Origin of the sequence: Streptomyces sp. NPDC085946, assembly GCF_044540485.1 — a bacterium.
Classification (GTDB): domain Bacteria; phylum Actinomycetota; class Actinomycetes; order Streptomycetales; family Streptomycetaceae; genus Streptomyces.
The window spans coordinates 43738-69635 of sequence record NZ_JBITSF010000003.1; the positions used below are offsets into that span (position 1 = coordinate 43738).

The window sequence follows — 25898 nt, forward strand, 5'->3', positions numbered from 1 at the left end:
TGGGCGGACAAGCACCGCACCTACGAGATCGCGGGCGCCGTACGTGAGACATCACGTACGGCGCCCGCGTTCGTGCGTCCGGGAGGGGCGCGGGTCAGCGGGTCAGCGAGTCAGCGGCGGACGCTGCTCCCGCGGGGCGTCGCCCGGCTCGTCCCGGACGACCTCGCCCTGGACGACCTTGCCGTCGGGGTGGTGCATCCGGGCCTGCCGGAAGGCGTCGCCCAGCGTCCCGGGACCGGCCGCGCGCAGGCGGCGGTCGAAGGAGCGCTGCGCGGAGCGGCTCACCGCCTTCTGGACGGGGGGCAGCAGCAGGAGCAGACCCGCCGCGTCCGAGAGCAGGCCGGGGATCATCAGCAGCAGGCCGCCCAGCATCATCAGCCCGTTGCCCTCGCTGTCGGGGCGGGGCCCGGCGGGCGCCGTGCCGCTCTGCTGCTGTTGCAGCGTCTCGGTCAGGTTCCGGAAGGCCCGGCGCCCGGCCCTCTTGATCACGAGGGAGCCGAGGACGAGGCCCGCGATCAGGAGCAGGACGACCACCAGTCCGTTCGACGCGCCGGCGACCAGGGTGAGCAGCCAGATCTCCAGCACGAGCCACGCGGCGACGCCCAGCGGCAGGAACGTGCGCAGCCGGGAGCGCCGGGGCCGGGCCGGGTGGCTGGGGGTCTGAACACCAGTCGTCATGCCCCCAGTGTGCCCGGACCCTCCTCAGTTCGGGATAAGGCCCCCGGCCGGGCGGCGCCGTGCGGCCGGGGCGGCCGCGGGCGGCTAGGCCTTCGGCGCCGGTTTCCCGTCGCGGCCCAGCACCTTGCCGACCCGCTCCTCCACGCCCCAGGCGGTGACCCGCCACAGCGCCTCGACGAGGATGTCGCGGCTCATCTTGGAGTCGCCGTGCTCACGCTCGACGAAGGTGATGGGCACCTCGACGACGTGGTAGCCGGCCTTGATCGCGCGGCGCGCGAGGTCGACCTGGAAGCAGTAGCCCTGGGAGGCGACCTCGTCGAGGCCGAGGCCCTCCAGGGTCTCGCGGCGGAAGGCGCGGTACCCGCCGGTGATGTCGCGCAGCGGCAGGTCGAGGGCGAGGCGGGAGTACAGGCTGCCGCCGCGGGAGATGACCTCGCGGGAGCGGGGCCAGTTCACGACCCGCCCGCCGGGCACCCAGCGGGAGCCGAGCACCAGGTCGGCGCCCTTGAGCGCGGTGAGCAGGCGGGGCAGTTCCTCGGGCTGGTGGGAGCCGTCGGCGTCCATCTCGACCAGCACGCCGTAGCCGTGTTCCAGGCCCCAGCGGAAGCCGGCGAGGTAGGCGGCGCCCAGTCCCTCCTTGCCCTTGCGGTGCAGCACGTGGACGTGGTCGTCCTGGGCGACCAGCTCGTCGGCGAGCTTGCCGGTGCCGTCGGGGCTGTTGTCGTCGGCCACCAGCACGTGCGCCTCGGGGACGGCCTTGCGCACCCGGCCGACGATGCCCTTGATGTTCTCCGCCTCGTTGTAGGTCGGGATGATCACCAGAGCGCTGCCGAGCGGACCGAACGTCCTCTGCTGGGCCCCTGCCGCGAGGGTCCCGTCGCCGTCGTTCACTGCTGCCCCTTCATGTCCGTACGCAGGGTCCCACCATAGTGGCCCCGGCCTGCACCGACGTGACAGGACGTGCGTACGGCGGTGTCGGTTCCCCGGGACGGGAAGATGCCGGCCAGGACGTGCGGGGAGCCCCGGGACCCGCCGTACGGCCCGCCGGGCCGGTCGTACGGCGGATGGGGGCCCGGCGCCCTTCGGGCCGACCTGGGGTCCGCTGGCTGCGGATCGACCGAAAGCCGTTGTCTACTGAGCGCCCGGGCCCCACCCGGGTCACACCTCCCGGCCGGCCGGAGCGGTCCCCCGGCCCGGCGCCGGGCCGAGCCCGGCTCCCAGTGGCGGCGGTGCCCGGTGCGGCACACCGTCCCTGGCCCAGCGGCGCCGCGACGCGTGCGCGGATGTCCCCCGGTCGGACGTCCGGTGGTGGACGCGCCGAACCTACCGGCCTTCCGCCGCAGCCTGTCAACAGCCCTTTGACCTGGGCGTTCACGGTCAAAGGCCAGGTCAGGGCGGAGGATACGCAGGTCGTGCCACGGGGGTCCAGCGGGTGACCGCCGCCCCGCCGCTCCCGTAGATCACTCGCCCGGCCGTACGAAGACCGTCCGCCCGCCGACCACCGTGCGCAGGCATACCGGCAGGTCGGCGCCGGGGGTGAGGTCGGGCAGCCCCGGGGTGCCGGAGCGGGGGTCGGTCGACCAGCGGGCGACCCGGTCGTCGGGGGCCTGGACCACCAGGGCTCCGGTGCGCCAGACGGCGTAGTCGGCGGGCGCGCCCGGGACCAGGACGCCCGCGTCGTCGCGGCCGGCCGCCCGCCAGCCGCCGCGCGTGTGCGCCGTGAACGCGGCGCGGACGGAGACGCGGTGCTCGGGGGTGCGGTGGAAGGCGGCGGCGCGGACCGTGCCCCACGGGTCGAGGGGGGTGACGGGGCTGTCGGAGCCGAACGCGAGCGGCACGCCGGCGCGCAGCAGGGCCGCGAACGGGTTGAGGGCGCGGGCCCGTTCGGCGCCGAGGCGCTGGGCGTACATGCCGTCCTCGCCGCCCCACAGTGCGTCGAAGGCGGGCTGGACGGAGGCGGTCAGCCCGAGTTCGGCGAAGGCGGCGACGGTCTCGGGGGTGAGCATCTCGGCGTGCTCGACGCGGTGGCGGGCGGCGCGGATCCGGGCCGGTCCGAGCCGCTCGGCGGCGGCGCGCACGCCCTCGACGACGGTGGTGACGGCGGCGTCGCCGATGGCATGGAAGCCCGCCTGGAGGCCCGCCTCGGTGCAGGCGGCGACGTGGGCCGCGACGGCGGCGGCGTCCAGGTAGGCGGTGCCGGTGTGGCCGGCGTCGGCGTACGGCTGGTGCAGGCAGGCGGTGTGCGAGCCGAGGGCGCCGTCGACGAAGAGGTCGCCCGCCGCGCCGAGCGCGCCGAGTTCGCGGGCCTTGCCGACGTTCTGCTCGGCCCAGTAGCCGACCACCCGCGGGCCGGGTTCCTCGGCGGCGAGCCGCAGCAGGCCGGTGAAGTCGTCCTCGGAGGAGATCTCGGGTCCGGCGCACTCGTGGAGGGTGCCGATGCCGAGGGACGCGGCGTGCGCGAGCGCGGCGCGCTGGGCCTCGGCGCGCTGCGCGGGGGTGATCGCTCCCAGCGCGGCGGCGCGCACGGCGTGGTGGGCGTCGCCGGTCAGCGGGGCGTCGCCGCGGCCGGTGTCGCCGGGCACCAGGTCGAGCAGGGCGGTGGTCACGACGGCGGAGTGGACGTCGATCCGGCTGAGGTAGAGGGGGCGTCCGCCGGTGGCCTCGTCGAGTTCGGCGCGCGTCGGCGGACGGCCGCCGGGCCAGCGGGAGGCGTCCCAGCCGTGCCCGAGCAGGACACGGTCGCCGGGGCGGGCGGCGGCGAAGTCGCGGACGCGTGCGAGGGCGGCCTCCAGGGTGGGGGCGCCGGACAGGTCGAGGCCGGTGAGCGCGAGCCCGGTGGCCGTGGTGTGGACGTGCGCGTCGGTGAACGCGGGGGTGACCAGTGCCCCGTCCAGGTCGACGACCTCGTCGACGCCGTCCGCGAAGGCGTCGGCGGCGCCCTCGGAGCCGACCCAGGCGACCTGGCCGCGCTCGACGACCATCGCGGTCGCGAACGGGTCGGCGGGGCTGTGGACCTCTCCGCGGCGGAGCAGGACGGTTTTCGGCGGGGCGGTGCGTTCACTCATGACGGACAGTTTCGCGCCTGGCCCCGGCCGGCCCGCAGCCAGGTCCGCCGGCCCGGGTCAGATGCGCGGCGGCCGGGCCTCGTAGGGCGTCGACAGCACCACCGTGGTCCGCGTCGAGACGCCCGCCAGCGACCGCAGCCGGGAGAGCAGTTCCTCCAGTTCGTGCGGGGTGGCCACGCGCACCTTGAGGATGTAGTTCTCGTCGCCCGCCACGCTGTGGCAGGCCTCGATCTCGGGGACGCCGGCGAGCCGGTCCGCGATGTCGTCGGGGGCGCTGGGGTCGAACGGCTTGACCGAGATGAAGGCGGTCAGGGGCAGGCCGACGGCCTCCGGGTCGACGACCGCGGCGTAGCCGCGGATGACGCCGCGCTGCTCCAGCCGGCGCACCCGCTGGTGCACGGCCGACGTGGACAGGCCCGTGGCCTTGCCCAGGTCGGTGTAGCTCATCCGCCCGTCCTTGACGAGCAGCTGCACGATCTGTCGGTCCAGCTCCTCCATGGCGCAAGAACCTACAGGGCCGGTGATCTCCTCGGATACCTCGGCGGCCCGGGTCGTCTCCGGCCGGTGAGGTGGCCGCGCCGGCGTGCGCCCCCGGGGGCCTACACCCGCCGACGGGCACCTGCGGGCGGCATGTGACGAACGCCACACCACTCGAACGGTCTCCGTGATGTTCTCGTGATTACCGCCCGGGGGTGGCGGGAAGTGCTTGCTGTGGTCGAGGCCGCAGTGCCTTCACGGCCCAGCCCGAGGGGGAGAATCCCATGCAGAGTCTTAAGCGCCCTGGTCGTTTCGCACCCAAGCGCCAGCAGCCGGTCGTCGAGCCCGAGCCGGAGGGCGTCGAACCCGACGCCTTCGACGACGGGGACACCGACGAGTTCGACGCGTACGACACCTTCGAGATGTACCGGGTGATCTGCCCGGACTGCGCGCAGCCCATCGCCCTGCTGGCGGACGAGGAAGTCCTCCCGGAGCACGCGCTGTGCGCCTCGCCGTGGAACCCCTTCGGGCTCACGGTCTGCCGCGGCACCGGCCGCAACGCCTCCGAGGCCCGGCCTGCGGACGAGTCCTTCCAGCCGCAGGAGCAGGACACCGCCCTGCTGCTGACGCTCCCGCAGGGACTGGACTGGCGGACCCAGCCTTTCTCGCACGTCGGCGGCCCGGGCTCGCGCCCCATCAGGGTCCCGGTGATGCGGCGCCACGCCGCCTGAGCGCGGAACCGCCGCCCGCGCCCCTTCCGCAGCCCTCCCGCACCACGGCGCAGAACGCCGTCGTCCGCCCTGCCGCATGACGGCGGGCGGCCGTCCGCCCTGCGCCCCGCCGCGGGCTCGTGCCCGTCCCGCACCGTGGCCGCGAGCCGCCGTGGTGCGGGCGGTGCGGTCAGTCCGGGACGAGGTCAAGTGCCGTGCCCGACGGGCGAGTCGGGGACGGCCGGCGTCGGTGGGACGCCGCGTGAACGCACGGCCGATTCCGCCGGCCGGTGACCTGCCCGCCCCGTCCGGCGTTGCCCTGGTATGAGCCCCACCCGTTCCACGGCCGGGGACCGGCGCCGCCTGGTCGTCCCGGCATCCGCAGAATCGGTTCCGCCCGCGCCGCCGCGCGTTCCGGATCCGCCGATCTACAGCGCTCTGATGCGGACGTGGGCCGACCGCGGCCGCACCCTGCCCGGCCGGCACGACCCGGAGTGGACGCGGCTGACGGCACCCTGGCGGGGACTCGGCCGGTTCAGCGTGCCTCCGGACCCGCGAGGTGGCGGGCGATGACCATGCGCTGGATCTGGTTGGTGCCCTCGACGATCTGCAGCACCTTGGCCTCCCGCATGTAGCGCTCGACCGGGAAGTCCGCGGTGTAGCCGTAGCCGCCGAGGATCTGGACGGCGTCGGTGGTGACCTTCATCGCCGTGTCGGTGCAGTGCAGCTTCGCCATGGCCGCCTGCCGGGCGAACGGCAGGCCCGCGTCGCGCCGCCGCGCCGCCGCGAGGTACAGCGCGCGGCCGGCCTCGATCTGCGTCGCCATGTCGGCGAGCATGAAGCGCAGCCCCTGGAAGTCGACGATCGCCCGGCCGAACTGCCGGCGCTCGGTGGCGTACCGCAGCGCCTCGTCCAGGGCCGCCTGGGCGAGTCCGATCGCGCACGCCGCGATGCCGAGCCGCCCGGAGTCCAGGGCGGCCAGTGCGATCGCGAAGCCCTGGCCCTCCTCTCCGATGCGCCGCTCGTCGCCGACCCGGACCCCGTCGAAGTGGACCTGCGCGGTGGGCGAGCCCTTCATGCCCATCTTCTTCTCGGGGGCCGCGCCGCTCACGCCCGGCGCGTCGCCGGGCACCAGGAAGGCGGTGATCCCGCGCGGGCCCTCCTCGCCGGTGCGCGCCATGACCGTGTAGAAGTCGGCGATGCCGCCGTGGGTGATCCAGGCCTTGGTCCCGGTGATCACCCAGCCGTCGCCGTCCCGCACCGCCTTGGTGCGCAGCGCCGCCGCGTCGGAGCCGGAGTGCGGCTCGGACAGGCAGTACGCGCCGAGCAGGCCGCCGCCCAGCATCGCGGGCAGGTGCTCGACCTGCTGCTCCTTGGTGCCGTGGGCGGCGAGCGCGTAGGAGGCCAGGGTGTGGACGCTGACGCCGAGGCCGACGGTGAGGCGGGCCGCGGCGAGCTCCTCCAGGACCTGGAGGTAGACCTCGTAGGGCTGGTCGCCGCCGCCGTACTCGGCGTCGTAGGGGAGGCCGAGGAGGCCGGATTCGGAGAGCAGGGTGAAGACCTCGCGCGGGAAGCGTCCGGCGTCCTCCTCCTCGGCCGCCTTCGGAGCGATCTCTCGCTGCGCGATGTCACGGACGAGCGAGATCAGGTCCCGGGCCTCGTCCGTGGGCAGTTGCCGGTCCACCGGCTGCGGGGCGCGGTCGGGCATGGCGACGCTCTCCTCCCTGTTCGGGCGCTGACGGTGCGGCCCGTTGGTGGGGGCGGCTCCGCCGGGTCGTATCGGTGCCTCGCCGATGCTCGCACTTCCGGGTCTCGGAAGCTGCTGACCAGCGGCTGTGCGCTGTGAGTATGCCCGATCGGACGCAGCGAGTCATCAGTTAACGACCGCTTACTTCAAGAAAGCCCCGCCCCCTCCCGGAGGCGGCGTTGGTCCGCACCATTGACCAACTGGTCTAGTCCTCCTACTGTTTCGCTCCACCGAATTACCGCGTTCATGCCAATGGGCGCGCGCTCGCCTCCCCCACGAGGAGACACCGGATGCCCACCCCCCACCGTCCCCGCGCCCGCCGTTTCCGGGCGCTCGTGTCCACCGTGTGCTGCGCCGTCCTCGGCGCCGGCCTGCTGGCCGGCGCGGGCGCCACGACCGCGGCCGCCGCGCCCCCGGCCCGGGAGGCCGCCGGCTCCAAGGTCCTCGGCTACTTCACCGAATGGGGCACCTACGACCGCAAGTACCACGTCAAGAACATCAGGACCTCGGGCTCGGCGGCCAGGCTGACGCACATCAACTACGCCTTCGGCAACGTCACCGGCGGCAAGTGCGCGATGGGCGACGCCTACGCGGCCACCGACCGCGCCTACACCGCCGCCGAGTCGGTGGACGGCGTCGCCGACACCTGGGACCAGCCGCTGCGCGGCAACTTCAACCAGCTGCGCAAGCTGAAGAAGCTGCACCCGAACATCAAGGTCCTGTGGTCCTTCGGCGGCTGGACCTGGTCGGGCGGCTTCGGCGAGGCCGCGAAGAACCCGGCCGCCTTCGCCCAGTCCTGCTACGACCTGGTCGAGAACAGCAAGTGGGCCGACGTCTTCGACGGCATCGACATCGACTGGGAGTACCCCAACGCCTGCGGCGCCACCTGCGACACCAGCGGCCGGGCGGCGTTCGGGAACCTGATGCAGGCGCTGCGCGCGAAGTTCGGCTCCGGCAACCTCGTCACGGCCGCCATCACCGCCGACGCCACCGCGGGCGGCAAGATCGACGCGGCGGACTACGCGGGCGCCGCGCAGTACGTCGACTGGTACAACCCGATGACGTACGACTACTTCGGCGCCTGGGACGCCGCCGGCCCGACGGCCCCCCACTCGCCGCTGACCTCGTACGCCGGCATCCCGAAGGCCGACACCCACACCTCGGCGACCATCGCCAAGCTCAAGGGCCTCGGCATCCCCGCCGCCAAGCTGCTGCTCGGCATCGGCTTCTACGGCCGCGGCTGGACCGGCGTCACCCAGAGCGCCCCCGGCGGCACCGCGACCGGCCCCGCGGCGGGCACCTACGAGCAGGGCATCGACGACTACAAGGTGCTCAAGGCCAAGTGCCCGCCCACCGGCACCGTGGCCGGCACGGCGTACGCCAAGTGCGGGAGCGACTGGTGGAGTTACGACACCCCGGCGACCATCGCGACCAAGATGACGTACAAGAACCAGCAGGGGCTGGGCGGCACGTTCTTCTGGGAGCTGAGCGGCGACACCGCCAACGGTGAGCTGATCAAGGCGATCAACTAGGCCGGGAACAGGGGGCGGTGGTCCGGGGAACCGGCCGCCGCCCCTTTCTCACGCGCCCCGGCGGGCGGGCTCCGGCGCCGGGTGGGAGGGCTCCAGTTCCTCGATGGCGCGCAGCGCGCCGCCGAGCGTCCTCACGAACAGCTCGCACATGACCGCGCGGGGCAGCTCGGGGCGGTCGATCCAGGCCAGGGTGGCGCCCTCCACGCTGCACACCCAGGCCAGCAGGCCCATCCGGGCCAGCGGCGCGATCTCGCTGCGGCCGTACGCCCCTTCGGCGAGGGTGTCGACGATCGCCTCGCGCACCCCGTCCCGGATGGCGTGCACCTCGGTGTCGAAGCCGACGCCGCCGCTGACGATCGTGCGGAAGGCCGCCTGGTTGTGCTCGGCGTAGCGCAGGTAGCCCTCGATGGCGCGGTTGACCCGCTGGGCCGGCGGGAGTTCGAGGCCGCTCGCGGCGAAGGCGACCAGGTCGGCGACGGAGTCCTGGACGATGGCCAGGTAGTAGCCGCGCTTGGACTGGAAGTAGTAGTAGATCAGCCCTTTGGCGACGTGGGCCTGCCGGGCGATGTCGTCCATCGAGAGCGCGTCGTAGGACCTGTCGGCGAACAACCGCCGCCCGATGGCGATCAGTTCGGCACGGCGCGCCACCGAGCGCTCCGTGCCGCGCGCTCTGGGACGGGCGGCAGGTTGCTGACTGATATTCAATTTCTGCCCTGGTCTGCTGCGGGGGGTGGGACCTCCGCAGTATGGCAGGTCGGAACGTGGGTCAGGTCACAGCAGTCCGAGCTGGGTCACGAGCATCGCGACGACCACGACGAGGACCCAGCCCATGGCGTGTTCGAGGAGCTCCGGGCCGTCGTCCTTGGGACCGCCGGTACGGACGCGGGCGGCGGTGAGTGAGTTCGCGGTCATGGCGTCTCGCTGATTCTCGGTAGTGCGGTGGTTCCCCCGGTCGGTCATCCACCTTGCCACCCCCGGAGGCCGAGTGGGGCAGAGACGTTGGTCACACGCCGCGGGGCCCCGGCCGCGCCGGGACCCCGCGCCGGGCGGTTCAGCGCACGCCCACCGCGGCGAGCGCCGCCCGCTGACCTGCGGTCGGCCGCGCCGGGAAGTACAGGTAGCAGACGCCGCCCGTGCCGGAGGCGACCTTTCCGGAGGCGTTGTACCGCTTGGTCCTGAGCCAGATGTTCTCGAACTGCTACAGCAGCCCTTACCAGAAACGGCTCCTCACGGCAAACGGACAGCTCAAGGGCGTGGCCCCCTCCCCTGCGAACGGGTCTACACCAGCCTCGTGCCGACTCCCACTGCCGTCCACCCCGGTCCGCTCGGGCCCGCCGTGCCGGTTCGGTGCTGACTCTTACTCCCCAACCCAACTCACACCACACTTCCACACCCAGACGGCTAACCTTCACAGAGAGTGACCGTTGCCATAGGGACGGACAACGCCTTTGGCGCGGCCGCTCCTCCATACCTTCATCCTCACGAGATGATCAAATCATCCGGAGGCGTCATGACCGAGTCGCTCTAGGATGTTGCCGCCCTGGCCGAGTTCCTCGGAAAACCCGTCTCCCGGGTCTACGACAACCACACCAAGGAAGCCATCTCTAGTTTCCTCATCGGCCAGCAATTGCGCTTTCCCCCGCCGAATCCGGAATATGGAGCGTAAGTGCCGTACAACGACGTGAGCAACACACATTCCACAGTCTGACGCCCTCCCCTACGACTGGATTTCCCCCCTTACCAGCGCACCACACCGGACCACAGCAGCAGACAGGCTCGATGCACTCTGACCGCAACTGCTCTTGTATCGAATGCTGGTGAGACAGCAGGAAGGGGCAGCGTGCAGGACGACTTGCTGGTGGTCGAACTTGACCTGGGAACCGGGCGCGAGGTGCGTGTCTCCGAGCAGTCGATGGAGTATTGGAAGGCCCATGGATACAGCACTCTGGTGTGCTTCTACTGCTTCCACGGATTTGAGGCCCCCATGGGAACCCGGATGCCGTTGATGGTCCGCGGACGCCCGGGCGGAAGGGTCCGCCGCACTTCGCACATCCGCCTGGGAAAGCCCCGGCCGGCGGTCACCATCCCGAGACAGTCTGGCACCTCACCGCCAAGCACACCCTGGCCCGCTGGGCACGTGGCCTCCCCACCGTCACGGCCTTACATCTGGAGCAATGCCCCCAGCCACAACCGGCGCGCGGACGTGGCCGTACGACTCCACGACGGAACACGCATCGCGTTGGAAGCACAACAGGAAATGATGCCGACGGCGCCTGGCGTCGTCGGCATCACGATTACGCCCGTGTCGGGATCCGGAACGTGTGGTTCTGGCGGCCAGATCTGCACGTCCCACATGTCGCCTTCCGCGAGGGCCTGCCCATCTGGCTCTACGCCCCCTCCGGTGGCCAGGTCGGTACGGCCTTCGGCCGCCCCCACATCCGCGGCACCGGTAGTGGGAGCCAGAAGACCTGACGGTCTTCGCCCTGCACCATCCGCCCTGTCCACAGGACGAACTGGACAGGCATCGCCTGCCCCTGGCCGCACTCGGTCTACACCCATGGCGCCGCCCTGCCGGAGGGGATGCGGAAGTCGCTGCACGACTCACAGCAGAAGGTGCGACAGGAAGCCGCATAACCCAAGGGGAGCGAAGCCTGTTACGTGCGCCAGCTACACCACGCCCAACAGCGGATAGCCGCCCGGCACAGCTCCCAGCACCCCCAGGAGGGCGGCGGTGCGCAGTATGCAAGCGACCGCTCGCCTCCGAATTAGCAAAAGCTGGACGGCGCATCCTGTGCTGACACCCCTACCTCAGAAACCGTTGCTCTATCGATCATGGTGAGCATTGGTTCGAGTATGGGGATTCAGCTGGGAGACCTTCGGCCGGTGCAGTCCTGAAGGCAGGGCCTCCTGTCCAGCTCGGGGTCACTGAAGTCCCTCGAACGCCAGAAGGCCCTGTGTCGCAACCTTCCGTACGGACGGTCGGCGAGTCCAATTCGGTTGCCCCACCGTGGGACTGCCGCGCGCACCGGTCCGGAAACGCCGCGGACCGGCCGCACAGGGAACCGACGCACCCCTCGGATATAACGGGCACCGAGTGGGTGGCGGTCCGGAACCTGCTGCTGGCGCCGGGATAGCTGGAAGGCCGGGGCGGGCAGCCAGAGAGCTACTACCACCGGAAAATGCTCGATGCGATCCGCTATCTGGTCGAGAACGGCATCAAGTGGCAGACGATGCTGGCCAATTTCCCGCCGTGAGAATGGATCTACGCCTTCTTCCGCCGCTGGCGGACCGGCCACCTGGTAGCCGAGTTCCACGACCGGCTGCGAAGGCCGTGCGGAGCATCGGCTCAAATTGCCTGGTCGGGTCGAGCTGTCAGTGAGCCTTCCAACCTGACTGGAGTGAGCTGCTGATCGCCGCCTGGAGGCGGCCAGGGCCCGATCTCAAGAGTAGGAGACCGCTGCTCAGGAGTCTGGTCCGGCTGCGGCCGCAGTTTGGCCCCGGGCTTCTGACCAGCCCAAGCGGCAGGTCGGAAAAGGCTCAGTGAACGCTTCTCATCCTGCGCGCCAGGCGATTTCGATGGCGTGAATGCCAGTGACCGTGCGCCCGATGCGGTTGGTGCTGCACTGGGCCTTGCGGAGAATCCGCCATTGCTTGAGACGGGCGAAGGGGAGTTCGCCCGGTGCTCGCAGCCGGGCGTGATCCCGGTTGTACTGCTGGTAGTGCTTGGGAAGCTCGTGGTGACGGTAGTAGGAAGTGCGGACGGTGGCGCCGGCTCCCTCGTAGGCGCGGTCGGCCAGAACGAGGAGCTGACGTGACAGGCAGGCCTGGATCACACCGTGTGCGCGGGGTGCGGTCAGGTCGTGGGGGCGGCCGGGCAGCGCATGGGAGAGCCACAGGGGTGTTCCGTTCGGAGCGGCCATGAGCTGCACGTTCATTCCGTCACGGCGGTGCTTCATCAAGTAGTACGGGTCGTCCGCCGCGATACGGTCGGTGGCGATCAAGGTGCCGTCGGTGATGACGAACCCCTCCGGTGGCAGCTCGAGCAGGGCCTCGTGCAGGCTTGGGACGCGCTCGGCGAGGCTGTCGACCGTCTCACTCACGTACCGGCCAGCGGTGGCGGTGGCGGTGGAAACACCGAACCCCGCGGCGCCCTGGGTCAGAGTCTCGTTCTTGCGCAAAAGTGCACCAGGAACAGCAGAGCCTGCCGGAAGCAGTCCAACCTGCGCCGACGGGAGTTCAGCTCACACCTTCGGTCGTAGATCAGCCAGGAAACGTGCTCAACGACCTCGTGCGGGACGTCGAGCATGGCTCGATACGGGACCAACAGGACTCCTGTGTCGAGATGCTGGCGAGTGAGATCACCAGCCGAAACGACTAGAATCCCTGCCGCGTCGCGGCTCCCGGCCGTCAGCAGCCGTAACCCGCGAATCACAGGATGAGAAGCGTTCATTCACAAGGTTTCCCGGTGGATGGGCCATAGCACCATCAAGGTCACGGTGGACCGCTACGGTCACCTCACCCAAGACGGGAGCACACTGCCGTCGGATAGTCGAAGCAATCTTCGCGGGACAGGAATCAACGACTCTTTGATTTCCACCGTCCTCGATGCGGGAAAAGTCGAGAAGGAGGAACGGGAGGCACAGTGCTCCACCGGCCCTTTTCACACCTATAGCCACAGTGCGCCGTGGGAGGGCAAGGCTCACCGGTGCTCCAGCCGAGAACCACAGGCGTGGTACTCCGCACCTACAGCGATCCTCTCTCAAGAAGATCACGCAGCGCATCCTCTTGGCGTCGTAGCACAATGTGACCGTCTACGTTGCTGTACGGAAGACGGCGCTGCCGGGGCCAAGCCCGGCCTCGGCCAGAACCCCCATGGGAATCTCCACCCGACCGTGCTCGTCGATCGTCACTTCCGCCGGTTCCCTGATCACGCGGGCAGTGTGCCACCTGGTACCGGTGAGGCCTGCGATGTCGGTACGAGTCGGCAGAATGGGCGTGTGAGGCGCTTGGAGACGACCGCGAAAACCCGGGCTCGGATGAGCCGGCAGCGGAGCCGCAACACCGAGGGGGAACTGGCGCTGCGGCGAGTCCTGCATGCTTCCGGCTTGAGGTACCGGGTCCATCGGCGGCCTGTGAAGGGCGTACGGCGCGAGGCCGACGTGGTGTTCGGTGCTGCCCGCGTCGCGGTGTTCGTGGACGGCTGTTTCTGGCACGGGTGCCCGGAGCAAGCGACTTGACTCAAGAACAACGCCGAGTTCTGGCGCCGCAAGATCGAAGGCAATCGCACTCGCGACCTGGACACCGACGCCCGCCTGGCGGAGGCCGGGGGGATGGCGGTGCGGGTGCGGGAGCACGAGGATCAGGCGGATGCCGCGGAGAGGATCGCCGCGCTGGTGGCAAGCCGACATCGCGGCGGGATTAAAACCTGAGGTGCGTCGGAACGGTCGGCGCTCCGCGAAGTGCCGACCGTCCCGATGGCGGCTTCGAGCCTACTCCGGCACGGTGAAGAAGCCCCGCACCTCTTCACTGGGCGTGCCCACCAGCAGGGCACGGTCCAAGAAGCAGTTGTTGTTCTCGCAACTCGTTTCGGGTAGAAGCACACAGGCATGACAGGCAGCCAGGTTCATGCTGTCCACACCGCCGGCCTCGGATTCCATGCACAGGGGATCGTTCGAGCACCACGCCGCGCGCCGTAGTGCCGAGCGCAGGGTCTGCAGGAGTCGATCCGGTTCCCCCTGGACCACGATTCCGCCGAGGCTACCGGCCGAATCGCTGGTGGCCGTGTAGATCAGCACCCCTGCCATCTTCCCGTCGGAGTAGATGCGCTCGCGAAGAGCCGCGGCAGGATAGCCGCCGCCCAGACTCCACTCGTTGATCAACACATGGGCGAGGGTGTGCAGGAGCAGAAACCTCGGCGTGACCGGGGATTTCGGCAACTCCGCCGTCGCGTCGCCGGCGCGCTCGCGCAGGAGGGCGAGGTGGTTGGCACGAATGAGCTCGCTGCGGTCGACCACCTCGGGGTGAGTCTCCTCCCACTCCTCGACCCGGCGGCGGTCGAGGCGGAGGAAGACACCTTCGCCGCTTACTTCCATGGCGGGGAGCCAGTCGATCCCTCGGGCCAGTGTCAACGGTGCTCGACGCCTGTCCGTATCGGCGTCCGAGGGAGCTTCGCCCCTGGTGAAGCTCTCCAGAGCACGCACCTCACGCAGTCGCTTCACCAGCATGGTGGTGTCGATGCCCATTGCACGAACAGCGCCCGTGTCTTCCTTGGGCGCCTCGCAGACGAACTCCTGCAACTCCGCGCCGTACCGCTCCGGGTTGCCATGGACCAGACGCTCGTACTCCTGCTGCCGCAGCGCGTTGTGCGCCTGGCCCACGGGCACGTCGTCCTCGGCGGACCGGACGTCTTCCTCCTCTATCGCCTGGACCAGACGGACCACTTCATCGACGGTGTGGCCGGTGCCCTGCAGAACGTTCTTTTTCCGCTCGAAGAACTCCCGGATGTAGCCCTCGGACGCTCCGAACAGGTTGTGGCGCTCCACGATGGCGTGAAGCCCTTCGCCCCACGGCGGGATGGACAGGGCCGACCGCACAACCGGGTGCCATACGGAGGAGGAACCTCGCTGCATCGCTCGTGGCTGCCGATCGCAGTGCTCCACCGGAGCGTCCTTGAGCCAAGGCCGTTTACCCTCGCATCGAATGCCCAGCTCTCTGAGGGAACGGCTGCGGAAGGCCCCCTCCATGGAGACCTCCGGCACGCCGCAACTGCAACTGATGATCACAGAGCGCAAGGAGGCCGTGTCTCCGTTGGTGCGGAGCTTGAGTTCACCGCCACACCGGCCGCTGGCCGCTGCGCTGCCCCGGTGGACCCACTTCCAGTAGGGGAAGTCGTCGATGTGGCCGTGCGGACAGGCCAGTACGAAGCGGGACGGGACGAGATCCTCCTCGCAGTCACCGCATCGTGCCTTCCCCGGCGGGCAGTTGAAGCGCTGGAACGACTGGAGGCTGTTGCAAGAGGGGCAGGAGTACTTGTCCGGGAAGCGGTGGACGCGTACCCCGTCGGTGGCCCGGTCCGAATCGGGCGCCGGCGGAAGACGGAAGGACCTCACCTTGAGAATGCGCGCCAGTCGGTGCTCGAAGATCTCCGGTGCCTCGGAGACGTTCCAGGAGTCCAGGCCCGAGACGATGAAGGACTCGTTGTCGACCGCGATCATCGCGCCCACGCCGTACGTGGTCACGAGTTGGGACCGACGCGCCGTGCCCAGCTTGCGGGTGTTCCTCGGGGTGGGTGTGCCTGCGCCACGACGGCGGCGAATACTAGGGGGCGAAGGGGTCATGGTCAGCGCTCCAGGAAGAGGGTGGACTCGGCATCGACATCACGCAGACTCCACAGCGTGGCCATCCCGGCTTCGGGATCGTCGTCGTCGAAGCCGCTGAGCAGTGCGGGGGTCTTGGAGCCGCGCCTGGCCCTGTACACGAGGTTCGGTTTGTCGGCTGCCTCGTCCCGCCACCACTCGACGACCTCGTCGAAGGCACGCGCCGTGGCCTCACGCTCGTCGTCGTCCACGGACTTCACACGCGCCAGAACGCGCGGACGCACGATCCGGTTGATGTCGTCGGTGAAGCCCTCGATTTCCGCGGCGGATTCGTTGGGGCATGCTGCAGGTACGAGGATGCGGGTGAGACCGACGAGCACAGCGTGCAGTCCTCGGTCACGGGAGCGGGCCGAGAACGGAGTGACACTGGTGGATTCCACCTCGCGGTAGAGCGCGGAGTGGAAGCCCGGGAAGTTCTCGTAGTGCGAGCGGTCACGGGAACGGGCCGAGTTCAGCATGACCGCGACCAACCCGGGATGGCGGCGGCCGACTCGGCTGGTCGCCTGGATGTACTCGGCCGTGGTCTGGGGCTGGCCCATGACGGCCATCAGACCGAGACGGTCGATGTCCACACCCACGGAGATCATGTTCGTGGCCAGCAGCACGTCCAACGTATCGGAGCCGGGAAGCGCGCGTTCCAGTTGCTTGAGGCGGCGCGGGATCTCGCTGGAGTCGGCACGGCTGCTGAGTTCGATGAGGTTGGTCGCCTTGCGGGCTTCCTGTCGGCCGTCTCGCGTGGCGAGGTGTTCGAGGCGATCCTGCACGTCGTCCAAGACCTGGAGTTCGGCCGCCGACAGCAGACGCAGGCTGTTGAAGTAGCCGACCAGGGTCCAGTACGCGTCCCTCACCGTCGGGTCGGCCTCCGCGCGGGCCGCCGCGTGCAACAGTGCCGCATAGGTGCGGACGAGGAGAGTGGCCTGGCTGGTGCTGGGGGTGAGCAGGCCGACGTACCGGCGTGACGCCTTGGCTTCCCGGGGGGTTTCGACGGCGAACCAGGAGTCGCGGGAGTCCAGGCCGGCCGGCGGGAACTGGGCCACTTCGCGGTCGAACAGCGCCCTTCCCTGCTCGGATGCGCGCCGAATGGTGGCGGTCGAGGCGACGACCTTGGGACGGTCGGCGAGGACGTCGACCGCGGTCTCGTACAGGCCCGTCAGCGTGCCGAGGGGGCCGGATATCAGGTGCAGCTCGTCCTGGACGATCAGCTCGGGCGGACGTGGCCCGTCCGGCTCGTCACGGTTGAACAGGGCTGCCGTTTCCGGGCGCCAGGGCAGGGAGGCGAACTTGTCGACCGTGGCGATCACCAGGGTCGGGTGGGCGTCGTACACGGCCTCGTCGACCAGGTGCACAGGAAGTCCCGTGCCGGTGTGGAAGTCGCATGCGGAATTCGGACAGTGCACCATCATGCATCGCGACTCGTGCTGCACTCGGTAGTTGCGTGCGTCGAGGGGCTCACCACACCAGGGGCAGGTGTGGAGCTGTACCGGGTTCTCCTTCTGGAGTGACTTCTTGGGGGTGCTGCGCAGCTTGTCCAGCTGTGCCTCGGCTCGCTCCAGATTGTTGGGAGTCGCCGAGGCGCCTACCCACATGCCGATGGAGACGGGCTCGGCGCCCAGCCGGCCCTTGTGCTCGGCGCGGACGGTCTCCATGGCACAGATCAGCGCGGCGGCACGCTCGAACTGCTGGAGCGTGAGCAGCCTCAGCGTGTACCGCATGAGGACCGTCACGCCACCGCCACGCACCCCGTCGCGCAGGCGCCGCAGGAAGGTGGTGAAGGCGATGAGACCGAGGTAGGCCTCCGTCTTTCCGCCACCGGTGGGGAACCACAACAGGTCGGCGATGTCACGGTCCCTGTGGTTCGGGTCGACGATGCCTTCCAGGCAAAGCAGCATGAAGGCGATCTGGAAGGGCCTCCATCTGCCGATGGCGGGATCGGGGGTTCCCCGGCGCCCGTTCTTGATCCAGACGGTACGGGCACGCTGCTGAGCCATGGCCCGGTTGGCGAACCGGAACGCCTCCAGAATCTCCGGTCGTTTCCCGTCCCCGAGCAGCTCCACTCCACGGCGCATGCGGCGCAGGGCCTGCCTGCACAGTTCCACCTGCTGCTTGGCCGCGGCCTCGTGCTCGGTTCCGGCCAGTCCGGCAGCCTCTTCGGCCCGCGCGTCGATCCACTTCCCGTACTCGACCAGGAGACCGTTCAGGGCCGCGCGAATCTCGACGGCCGGGCGTTCGGCCAGCCCTCGCATGGTCAGCGCCCGGTCGTCGATGTCCGGGTTGGAGTCGGTCAGCAGCACCTCGTGCGTCGGTACGAACTCGGTGCGCAGGGAGGAGACGACCGCCCGCTCCGGCATGGGCGTTCTGATCGCCGGAGGGTTCCACTCCCATGCGACGGAACAGCCGTGTCCGGTGGCGAAGTAGGGCGCGTGGCGGTGAAGGAGCCGACTGAGGGCCTGCTCGCTGTCGACCGCGCCAAGCGGGGCGGGCCGCTCGACGAAGGGCTCGGTCCCCGCGGGCCCGGAGAGCGCCAGTTCGGGTTGGAAGAAGCAGTACGCGTCCTGGAGGTCCCACTCCCCCACCTTGTGGGTGTTGACCAGAGTGGCCGTCACCGTGACCGTGCCGTGGGGGGCAGCGGGGCGGCGCACCAGAACCCGGAGTTCGAGTCCGGGACACAGCGGCGTCGGGGTGTGATTGCCCGGGGTCGTCACGTCGATCGGGACCGATTTGCAGGTCACGGGTACGCGCCGCCAGCGCTCGCGCTGCTTCTCGGTGCTGCGGGCCTCGCTGCGGCGGGGCTCCACGGGCAGGCCGTTCTCGTCCTCGGGGACGTAGGTGGCGGCGGTGACGGTGGCCGTGATCGTCGGTGCCATCGCCGGATCGACGGCGAAGGTCATTCCCATCGACGAGGGTTTGCGGCGGTTGGCCAGTGCCACGCCGAGGTCGGTGCCGCCCTCCTCGCCGCTGTCGCCGGTGACGACCGCCGCGGGCACGTCCACTCCGTCGATCTCGCCGGCCTCCGTGGCGGCGGCCTTTTCGGCGGCCTTGTCAGAAGGTTGCGGGAACAGCACACCGATCGGGTACGCCGTGACGGGGGCATCACTGGCCAGGGTCTCGTGGTTCCCTCCCTGGGGACCGAGGAGATCGGCCTTCAGCTCGGCGCGCAGTTCGCCGCGCAGCGCGTAGTGCGCTTCGTAGGGGGATTCGCTCACGAGTGGGTGAGTCCTTCCGATGCGGTCTTTTCACGGCGTCGGTCGAAGCGGCCCAGGCCCGACAGGCGCGGCGCCAGCCACACACCTGAAGTGCCCAGTTTCGCGCGTTCGGTGACGGCGGTGGTTCCCGCCACCGTTTCCAGTCCTTCGACGCGCAGGCCAATGATCCGGAACGGCAGGTTGACCTCCCAGGTACGGCTGATCTTCAGAAGGCGCCACAGGTCTTTGCGGAAGCGTTCCGACACCTCACCGATCGATCGCCCGTTGTGGAAGATGCCGTACGGCGGTGCCTGCTCGGAGTCCATCGGGAGGTCGTGGAGTCGGCGCAGTTCCACCGGGTCGTTCGGCCGCACGACTTCGGCCAGATAGCGCTGTGTCTGCACAGGGTCGGCCTCTGGTTCCCGCACACCGGCCGGAAACTCGTGGCAGACGTCCTGGTCCCGCGCTTCGATACCATCGCGTTTGTATTTCTCGCGTCCCCCGATGTACCAGCGGTCGACTGACGTGTGCTTCCGCAGGTACCAGGTGTTCGGTCGGGCGAGGCGGAAGATGTCGTCACGGGGGCGGGTCATGGCGACGTACAGCAGCCGTACCTCCGCGGCGGGGTCGTAGTCCCGCTGCCTGCCGCGCGCCCGCGGGGCCACCAGCGGCTCCGGCTCGACGATCAGGACGCGGTCGAACTCCAGGCCCTTGGCACGGTGGACGGTGGACAGCACAAGCGGATGGTTCGGGGCGGCGGTGATCTCGTCCGGGAGGCTTCCCTGCGCGATGGCCTGGTGCAGCTTTTCGATGTTCAACGTGTTGCGCGGGCCGGCCGCGGCCCGGCGGAGGGACCGCCACGCCTGTGCTGCGGTGGTGCCCTCGGTCAGGTCCAGGTTCGCCACGAGTTCCGCGAAACGGTCCTCGGTGAAGGACACGGCCTCGGTGGCCGATATCAGTCCCGCGAGCCACGCGTGGGCCGGGCGCTCCTTCGGCGAGCGCTGCAACCGGTGTTCCACGCCCGCCGCGTGCAGCTTCTCCGACAGGTGCAGCACCTGGCCGTTGTCGCGGCAGAGGATGGCCGTGGTGCCGTCGAAGTCCCGCAGCGAATCCCGGACAAAGGTGTCCTCGAAGTCGCCGAACTCCGGAGCCGACAGAAGCTCGGCGCGCAGATCGGCGTGAATCCGTTCCGCCTCTTCGGCGGCCTCGTCCGGGGCCGTGGGAAGGGACTGGATGCGGGCACCGTACGGCAGGGCGACTCGGGCTTCCGGTGTGCGAGCACGGAAGTTGTGATCGAGGACAACCTCGACCAGGTCCTCCCCGAACGAGGCGCGCACCCAGTCGAAGAACCGGTTGGTCTCGCCCGAGCGCTGTTCGGGATCGGACACCTGGAACCCGTACACGGCCTGTGCCGCATCACCGACGACGGTGAAGCCGCAGTTGTCCTTGAACCGGTCGAGAAGCGCCTCGGTCATCTCCCGGCGGACTCCGACGAGGTCCTGCACCTCGTCGATGATCACGTGGGCGGGGACGCCCTGCTCGGTCGCCTCCACCGCGCCCTGGTCCACGGCGTCGGTCGCCATTTCGATGCGTTGGTCGAAGGTCGTGTCCGAGAGGTCCCGGTCGGGGTACGCCTGGTGCAGGAGGGCGGCGGCCCACGAGTCGAAGGTCTGGGCCCGCACCCGCCGTGCGATCCTGGCGTGCCTGTCGATACGTTGGCGCAGCTCACGCACTGCCGCACGGGAGAAGCTGAGCATCAGGATCTCGGCGGCCTCCAACTCCTCCCGGCCGGTGAGGGCTTCCAGACGGTGGGTGAGCGTGGTGGTCTTGCCGGCACCGGCGCCCGCCGTGACCAGCGTCCTGGCGTCCCAGGGCTGGTCGACGACGAGCTGCTGGGCCGGGGTGAGCATGTGCCCCACCACAGGGGTGATCGTCACCGCTGTCCCTTCTTCCATAGGTGCTCGAACTCGGTGAAGGCGAGGTCCTTCTTGAAGTTCACGATGTTGTCGCCGACGTCGAGGATCAGGCAGACGGCCTTGCCGCCGTTCAGAGGGCCGCGCAGGCCGCGCCCGATCATCTGCTGGTAGTTGTTGGCGCTGTAGACGGGCCGAGCGATGACCACGGCGTACGTGGCCGGGGCGTCGAAGCCCTGGGTCAAAACGCCATAGTTGGTGATGACGCGGATCTCGCCCTTGCGGAAGGCTTCCACCCGCTTGCTCCGTTCGGCCGTGGGCGTGGCGGAGTCGATGGCTGCGGCCCGGACACCACGATCACCCAACTTCGCGGCCAGGAACTTCGCGTGCTGGACGGACGTGGCGAAGACCAGGGCGGGGCCCTTCTCGGACACAGCCGCGATCTCCTCGATCAGCACCTGGTTGCGTTCCTGGTTGTCGGCCAGACGCTGCTCGGCGCCCTTGGGGAGGAAGCCGTTGAACTGCTCGATGGTGCGCAGTTCGTCGGCGTTCAGGTACATCTTCGCGCCTGCCAGCTGCCGGTGCTCGACACGGGAGAGCACACCGAGTTCCTGGAGCCTGGTGATCGGTTCTCCCTCGAAGATCCCTTCGTCGAGGCGTCGGTCGCCGAAGCGCTGGACCAGGCGGCGGGTCAGCTCGGCGTCGTTGCGGAAGGGCGTCGCAGTAAGTCCGACCAGGTGCCGGGTGGTTTCCCGGTGCGTGAGTCCCAGGTGCTCCAGGATTTCGGTGTACAGGGGCGAGATGGCGACGTGCGCCTCGTCGACCAGGACCAGGGAGGCCCTGCGCAACCAGGCGTAGGCATCGGTACCTAGGTGCAGGCGCAGCTTGGCATCCGTGGCGACGACGAGGTGCGGCCGACCGGTCACGGGGGTCGCGGAGTTCTTGCTCCAGAACCGGTCGATGACCAGGGGCTGGTCGGCGCCGACCTTCTCCCACACGAACTTCCAGCTCTGCACGGCCTGCTCGCACAGTTCCTCGGTCTGGGCGATCCACAGGATCGGGCCGTTCGGAGCGCCGGACCGGCGGATCCAGCGGATCACGCCCTCGGCCGTCACGCGAGTCTTGCCGGCGCCCGTCGGCAGGCTGAGCATGCCCCGCTGCGGCGTGTCCTTCTGGAGCAGGGCGGTGAGCTTCGAGGCCAGCTTCTCCTGGTAGTCGTGCAGGGCCGGGAACCGGGTGGGACCCTTCGCCTCCTCGCGCTCCGGGGGCGACGGCACTCGCGCACCGGCGAAGGAGTCGGGGAAGCCCAGGTTGGTGACGAATCGCAGCGCGGGGCCACTGCCGTCGAAGGTGCGCGGCGCGTCGTGGTATTCTGCGGCGATGTCCTTGGCGTGGACACGCAGAATGCCTTCTCCATGGGCGTTGTAGGCCATCTCGGCGAGACGGCGTGCGCTGGGCCTCTTTCCGCTCTCGGCGACCTCGCTGTCGTAGAGACCGGTCGGCAGTTCCTTCTTGAGGTTCTCCTCGGAGATCAGCAGAGAGATCTTGTCGATCACGCTGGCACCGTTGCGGATTTCATCAAGGCGGGCTCGGTAGGCACGGTCCTCCTGCTGCTTCCGGTGGATTTCCAGCAGTTGACGGCAGCCGCCGATCCCCAAGCCCCAGCCGAACTCGCGGTCGGCGGCGATCAGCGCGTCCTCGGAGGATGCGGTGTCGAGGACGAGGACGGTGGTCTCCTGCCGAGCGCTCTTCAACGGCTCCGTACGGCTTCCGGAAGGCGTACGGACGATCTCCTCCAACTCGCTGCACCGCTGCAGGAAATGCCCGTGCACCTTGGTACCGAGACGCTGGCGCAGCGGTGGGTACTCGTCCACGAGCGGCACCGCGGGACTGCTGAAAACGGACCGGACCCGTTTTTCGATCACCTCGGAGACACGGCTCATCCCCCACTCTTTGATCATGAGTTCGGCCTGCTCGTGGTCCTTGGGGGAGTCGACGAGCAGTGCCGGGTGGCATTCGCGTACGAGCTCCCCGTACTCCTCCTTCGACACGGCGACGGCCACCTCGCTGTCGGGACGCATTTCCCAGCGGTCGCCGACGCGGCAGCGGACGGTGGCTTCCTCGGAGAAGTCGAAGCCCACCCGTATCAGCAGTGCGTAGGTGCTGCCGACGAACGCGTCGTTCTCGCCAGCCTTTGCCAGCTCCAGCAGCTCACTCCACCGCTCGGGCTTTACCTCGTCGACCGTCGTGGGCAGACCGAGGCGCTGGGCCTTCCCGGCGCTCAGCTCAGCCACTGGAAGGACGTTGGTGTACGCCTTCAGCTGGGGACCGACCGCGTCACGGAGTCGGGTGAGCCCTTTGGAGGTCCTGACCCATCCGTACTTGCGCAGCAACCAGCGAATAGGCGATGTCACGGCCTCGCGCGTGCCGGCGCTGCGGCCGATCTGCCGGGTCCAGCTTTCCACGAGTCCCTCATCGGGAAGCTCGGCGAGGAAGGCGGCCCTTCCCTCGTCGGAGAGTTGGGTGAACAGACGCAGAGGGCCGGCGACGGGCGCGCCTTCAAGCTTCAACGTGTGGAGCTGGATTCGGTGAGCCTTGACATCGAGCCCTTCGCAGTAGGCCTCGTGCATGGCCTGGTGGTAAGCGGGAAACCAGTCCTCCGCCTCGGGCCTGTAACCGTGCTTCGGGCGATCGGTCATGCCGAGCTCGCGGAGAGTGAGGATGTCGTCCGCGTGGAAGCGGGGATCCACCGCCATCGCCGAGTCCCGGGAGCCGTCGCCCGGGATGACCGGTCCGGGCAGCAGACAGTCCTTGAGTGGACGGAATTCCCCCGCCACGGTCCTGACGTGGACGGTCGCAGGGAAATCCTCGACCCTGCCCTTGATGTCGGCCATTCGCTGACTTCCGCCTGCGCTGCGCAGCAGCTCCCAGAAGCGAGTCCACGACCGATCGGTGTAGCCCCTGAAACCCTGGTCCAGGACGCTTTGGAAGCGCCCCTGGGCATCGGCGTTGTGAACGCCGATCCGCTCCAGGTGATGCAGCATTGTCGGGTCCTCGGAGACCTTCGGATCGACATAGACCAGATCGTCGCGCAATCCGTCCTCGTCGGTTCGGCGGTAGACGCGGCCCGCGACGGGGGCGACGAAGCCGTGGCTCTCGGTGAGCACGATGCGCGCCTTGCGCGCCTCCTCGACGTCCTTCCGAAGGTCCGCGTCACCCGAGGTGAGCTCGTGTTCCAGGAGATGCGAGAGCAACCGGATCGCGGCGGCCGACGCCTCGGCGGTGCCGTCCTCAACCAGCGCCTCGAGCCAGGATCGGATGTCGGCGGTCTCCTCCTTGATCCCGGCCGCTTCGAGAATGTGGTTCACCTTGCCGCGCCGGTTGCGATCGGCCTCCACCGAGTGGTGCACCCAGTTCGTGGGACGACCGGAGTGGGACCGCCACAGCTCCATGGCCTGTGAGCACATCTTGGACGGGTGGATGCGCAGGTCCTTGGGAAGCTGTAGGACGCCTTCCTGGTCGGGCAGGGACGGATTGACGGCGGCCCGCTTCCACACCTGCGCCGTCAAATACTCGCAGGCCCAGTTGGGCGACTCGCGCGTACGGCCCGGCAACAGCGGCAGGTAGGCGGCCGGGTCCTCCGGAACGACGAGGTCTTCCAGCGAGCCGACGACGAGCCCGGCCGCCACCCTCAGGAGTTCCTTGTTGAGGTCGCTGCCGTCGAGGAGGTTCTGCCGGTCCTCATTGGTCTTCCACGCGGCGTTGAGCGCACCGCTGAGGGTGGTGGGGTACTTGGTCGGGAAGAAGGACCAGAACGTCCCGCGCTCGCCAGGTACCAGGTGAGTCCCCCGCTCGCCGATCGTGTACTCGGGCACCGCCCAGGACACGTCGATGGTCACCCGGTCGTGCAGCTCGCCCGCGCTGTCGCGGGACGCGTCGGTGACCTGGTGCGGCAGGGTGAAGACCCGGTACCGCACCTCCGTGGACTTGGCCCCGTTCCGCGACTCGTGAATGGCGTGGTGCACGCCTTGGTGCTCGACGGTGATCTCACGGCGCACGTACGGCATCCGGCGCCGGTCCTCAAGGTGCACCGTGCCCACGTGGTGGGAGAACAGCTGGAAGAGACGGGGGAATTCCTGCTTCTCCCCGTCCCCGCGTCCCTTGGACGGCTGGTGGATGTCCTGGCCCAGACGGACCGCCGCACCCTTGATCAGCGGCAGACGCACAACCGTGGTCGCCCAGGACAGCAGCTCGTGGAGGATGGGGTCGGCGGCCCGCTCCCGGTCGGCGTCCAACGGGCGCGCGAGGCGAAGGACCGGGGTGTCCCCGAGCTTGTCGAGCGAGGGCTCGCCGCGATCGGTGCGTCCCTCGTTCACCGCCTTCAGGATCTCGCTCGCGGACCAGTCGGCGTCGAAGCCGAACGACCCCGAGGCGCCGAAGAACTGGGGGGTGCGGGTGACCGACAGGACGGACTTCACGCCGACGCCGAAGCGGCCGATCTGCCCGCCGCGCTTTCGCGACACTCCCATGTGCAGGATGGTCCCCGCACCGGCGGGAGTGACCGGTGTGCCCTCGTTGGCGCAGTACAGGTGGTCGTCGGTGAGAACGACCTGTATGCGTCCGCCGGGCTCCGACTGCAGCTCGTCGGCCGCGTTCTGTACCAGCTCGAAGAGCTGCCGGTCGCCGTAACCGCCCTGGGTGATGCGGCGCTCGCCGTTGGCGTGTTCTTCGACGAGCCCGGGGTTCACACGGTAGGTGCGCAGGGCGAGTTCGGAAAGCTCGGAGACCTTCTTCAAGACAGGGGTGTCCAAGGGCATGTTCAAGGGACGGTTCGCTCCTCGGCGGAAACCAGGATTTTGAATGCGGGAACCGTGGGGGGTTCGAGACCACGCCCGGGACAGGCGGGTCGGAAAGTGGTGACGGATGTCGAAGATCGCGACCGATACGACCGGTCCGGCTCTGCCGACTCGGACGGGTTGCGAGGAATACCTCGCGTGCGGTAGTTACGCGTGCGCGCCGGGCACGGCAAAGATAAATGAATACACGAGTGAACCCCCCGCAACGCAGTGAATCGGAACAACGAGCGCGTTCGACCCCGGTCTCCCCAACCGTTACGGATCGGACGCTTCCACAAGTGAGCGAACCCTACAACCAAGCCCTTGGGCTGTCCAGTTGGAGCTCGCGACCTTCCTCATCCCGGTTACGACCCGCGATCATC

At 69.3% G+C, this 25898-nt stretch carries 15 protein-coding genes and 2 pseudogenes; 4 read left to right on the forward strand and 13 right to left on the reverse strand.

Annotated features, from left to right (window positions below; all coding sequences use genetic code 11):
* Positions 1–102 precede the first annotated feature (102 nt).
* The 4 genes from fxsA to ACIF8T_RS08140 all read right to left on the reverse strand — a co-directional run bounded on the left by fxsA (position 103) and on the right by ACIF8T_RS08140 (position 4241).
* Positions 103–678 (reverse strand): FxsA family membrane protein, encoded by a 576-nt coding sequence (fxsA, locus tag ACIF8T_RS08125; RefSeq protein WP_400032439.1) that lies wholly within the window; start codon positions 676–678, stop codon positions 103–105.
* A gap of 84 nt (positions 679–762) precedes the next feature.
* Positions 763–1569 (reverse strand): polyprenol monophosphomannose synthase, encoded by an 807-nt coding sequence (locus ACIF8T_RS08130; RefSeq protein WP_400032440.1) that lies wholly within the window; start codon positions 1567–1569, stop codon positions 763–765.
* 569 nt (positions 1570–2138) lie between these two features.
* Positions 2139–3743, reverse strand: coding sequence for an amidohydrolase (locus ACIF8T_RS08135; protein WP_400032442.1), 1605 nt, complete (start codon positions 3741–3743; stop codon positions 2139–2141).
* 57 nt (positions 3744–3800) lie between these two features.
* Positions 3801–4241: an Lrp/AsnC family transcriptional regulator gene (locus ACIF8T_RS08140; protein WP_400032444.1), complete on the reverse strand. Its 441-nt coding sequence runs from the start codon at positions 4239–4241 to the stop codon at positions 3801–3803.
* A 263-nt stretch (positions 4242–4504) separates the two neighbouring features.
* On the opposite strand from ACIF8T_RS08140, the gene ACIF8T_RS08145 reads away from it, so the two are divergent.
* The gene (locus ACIF8T_RS08145) at positions 4505–4951 is read left to right on the forward strand and encodes a hypothetical protein (protein WP_400032446.1); all 447 of its coding nucleotides are present in this window, start codon (positions 4505–4507) and stop codon (positions 4949–4951) included.
* A 303-nt stretch (positions 4952–5254) separates the two neighbouring features.
* Positions 5255–5503 carry a hypothetical protein gene (locus ACIF8T_RS08150; RefSeq protein ID WP_400032447.1) on the forward strand — a complete coding sequence of 83 codons (249 nt, stop codon included), beginning with the start codon at positions 5255–5257 and terminating at the stop codon, positions 5501–5503.
* Here the strand turns inward: ACIF8T_RS08150 and ACIF8T_RS08155 are convergent.
* Entirely contained in the window at positions 5466–6638 is a 1173-nt protein-coding gene (locus tag ACIF8T_RS08155; RefSeq protein ID WP_400032449.1) for an acyl-CoA dehydrogenase family protein, read from the reverse strand. The two genes, ACIF8T_RS08150 and ACIF8T_RS08155, sit on opposite strands and share 38 nt — an antisense overlap.
* Before the next feature lie 329 nt (positions 6639–6967).
* On the opposite strand from ACIF8T_RS08155, the gene ACIF8T_RS08160 reads away from it, so the two are divergent.
* Positions 6968–8209 carry a glycoside hydrolase family 18 protein gene (locus ACIF8T_RS08160; protein WP_400032451.1) on the forward strand — a complete coding sequence of 414 codons (1242 nt, stop codon included), beginning with the start codon at positions 6968–6970 and terminating at the stop codon, positions 8207–8209.
* Positions 8210–8257: 48 nt separating this feature from the next.
* Here the strand turns inward: ACIF8T_RS08160 and ACIF8T_RS08165 are convergent, their stop codons facing one another.
* The 4 genes and pseudogenes from ACIF8T_RS08165 to ACIF8T_RS08180 form a co-directional block, all read right to left on the reverse strand.
* A complete protein-coding gene (locus ACIF8T_RS08165) occupies positions 8258–8914 on the reverse strand; it encodes a TetR/AcrR family transcriptional regulator (protein WP_400032453.1) in 657 nt (218 codons plus the stop codon).
* A 66-nt stretch (positions 8915–8980) separates the two neighbouring features.
* The gene (locus ACIF8T_RS08170; protein WP_400032455.1) at positions 8981–9121 is read right to left on the reverse strand and encodes an SCO1431 family membrane protein; all 141 of its coding nucleotides are present in this window, start codon (positions 9119–9121) and stop codon (positions 8981–8983) included.
* Positions 9122–9260: 139 nt separating this feature from the next.
* Positions 9261–9407 (reverse strand): annotated as a pseudogene (locus tag ACIF8T_RS08175) (peptidase C39 family protein); the annotation flags it as partial.
* A 2353-nt stretch (positions 9408–11760) separates the two neighbouring features.
* Positions 11761–12515: pseudogene (locus ACIF8T_RS08180) on the reverse strand (transposase family protein).
* Between the two features lie 691 nt (positions 12516–13206).
* Here ACIF8T_RS08180 and ACIF8T_RS08185 point away from each other — a divergent pair.
* The gene (locus ACIF8T_RS08185) at positions 13207–13446 is read left to right on the forward strand and encodes a hypothetical protein (RefSeq protein WP_400032457.1); all 240 of its coding nucleotides are present in this window, start codon (positions 13207–13209) and stop codon (positions 13444–13446) included.
* A gap of 252 nt (positions 13447–13698) precedes the next feature.
* On the opposite strand, the gene drmB is transcribed toward ACIF8T_RS08185, so the two are convergent.
* From drmB to ACIF8T_RS08205, 4 genes are read right to left on the reverse strand one after another with little or no spacing between them, the layout of a single operon-like run.
* Entirely contained in the window at positions 13699–15546 is a 1848-nt protein-coding gene (gene drmB, locus ACIF8T_RS08190) for a DrmB family protein (RefSeq protein ID WP_400032459.1), read from the reverse strand.
* 2 nt (positions 15547–15548) lie between these two features.
* Complete coding sequence (locus tag ACIF8T_RS08195; protein ID WP_400032461.1) at positions 15549–18788, reverse strand: helicase-related protein; 3240 nt, start codon at positions 18786–18788, stop codon at positions 15549–15551.
* Positions 18785–20722, reverse strand: a complete 1938-nt coding sequence (locus ACIF8T_RS08200) for a UvrD-helicase domain-containing protein (protein ID WP_400032463.1) — start codon at positions 20720–20722, stop codon at positions 18785–18787. The genes ACIF8T_RS08195 and ACIF8T_RS08200 overlap by 4 nt, the downstream gene beginning before the upstream one ends.
* A complete protein-coding gene (locus ACIF8T_RS08205) occupies positions 20701–25497 on the reverse strand; it encodes a DEAD/DEAH box helicase (protein ID WP_400033085.1) in 4797 nt (1598 codons plus the stop codon). Before ACIF8T_RS08205 ends, ACIF8T_RS08200 begins: the two co-directional genes overlap by 22 nt.
* Between the last annotated feature and the right edge of the window lie 401 nt (positions 25498–25898).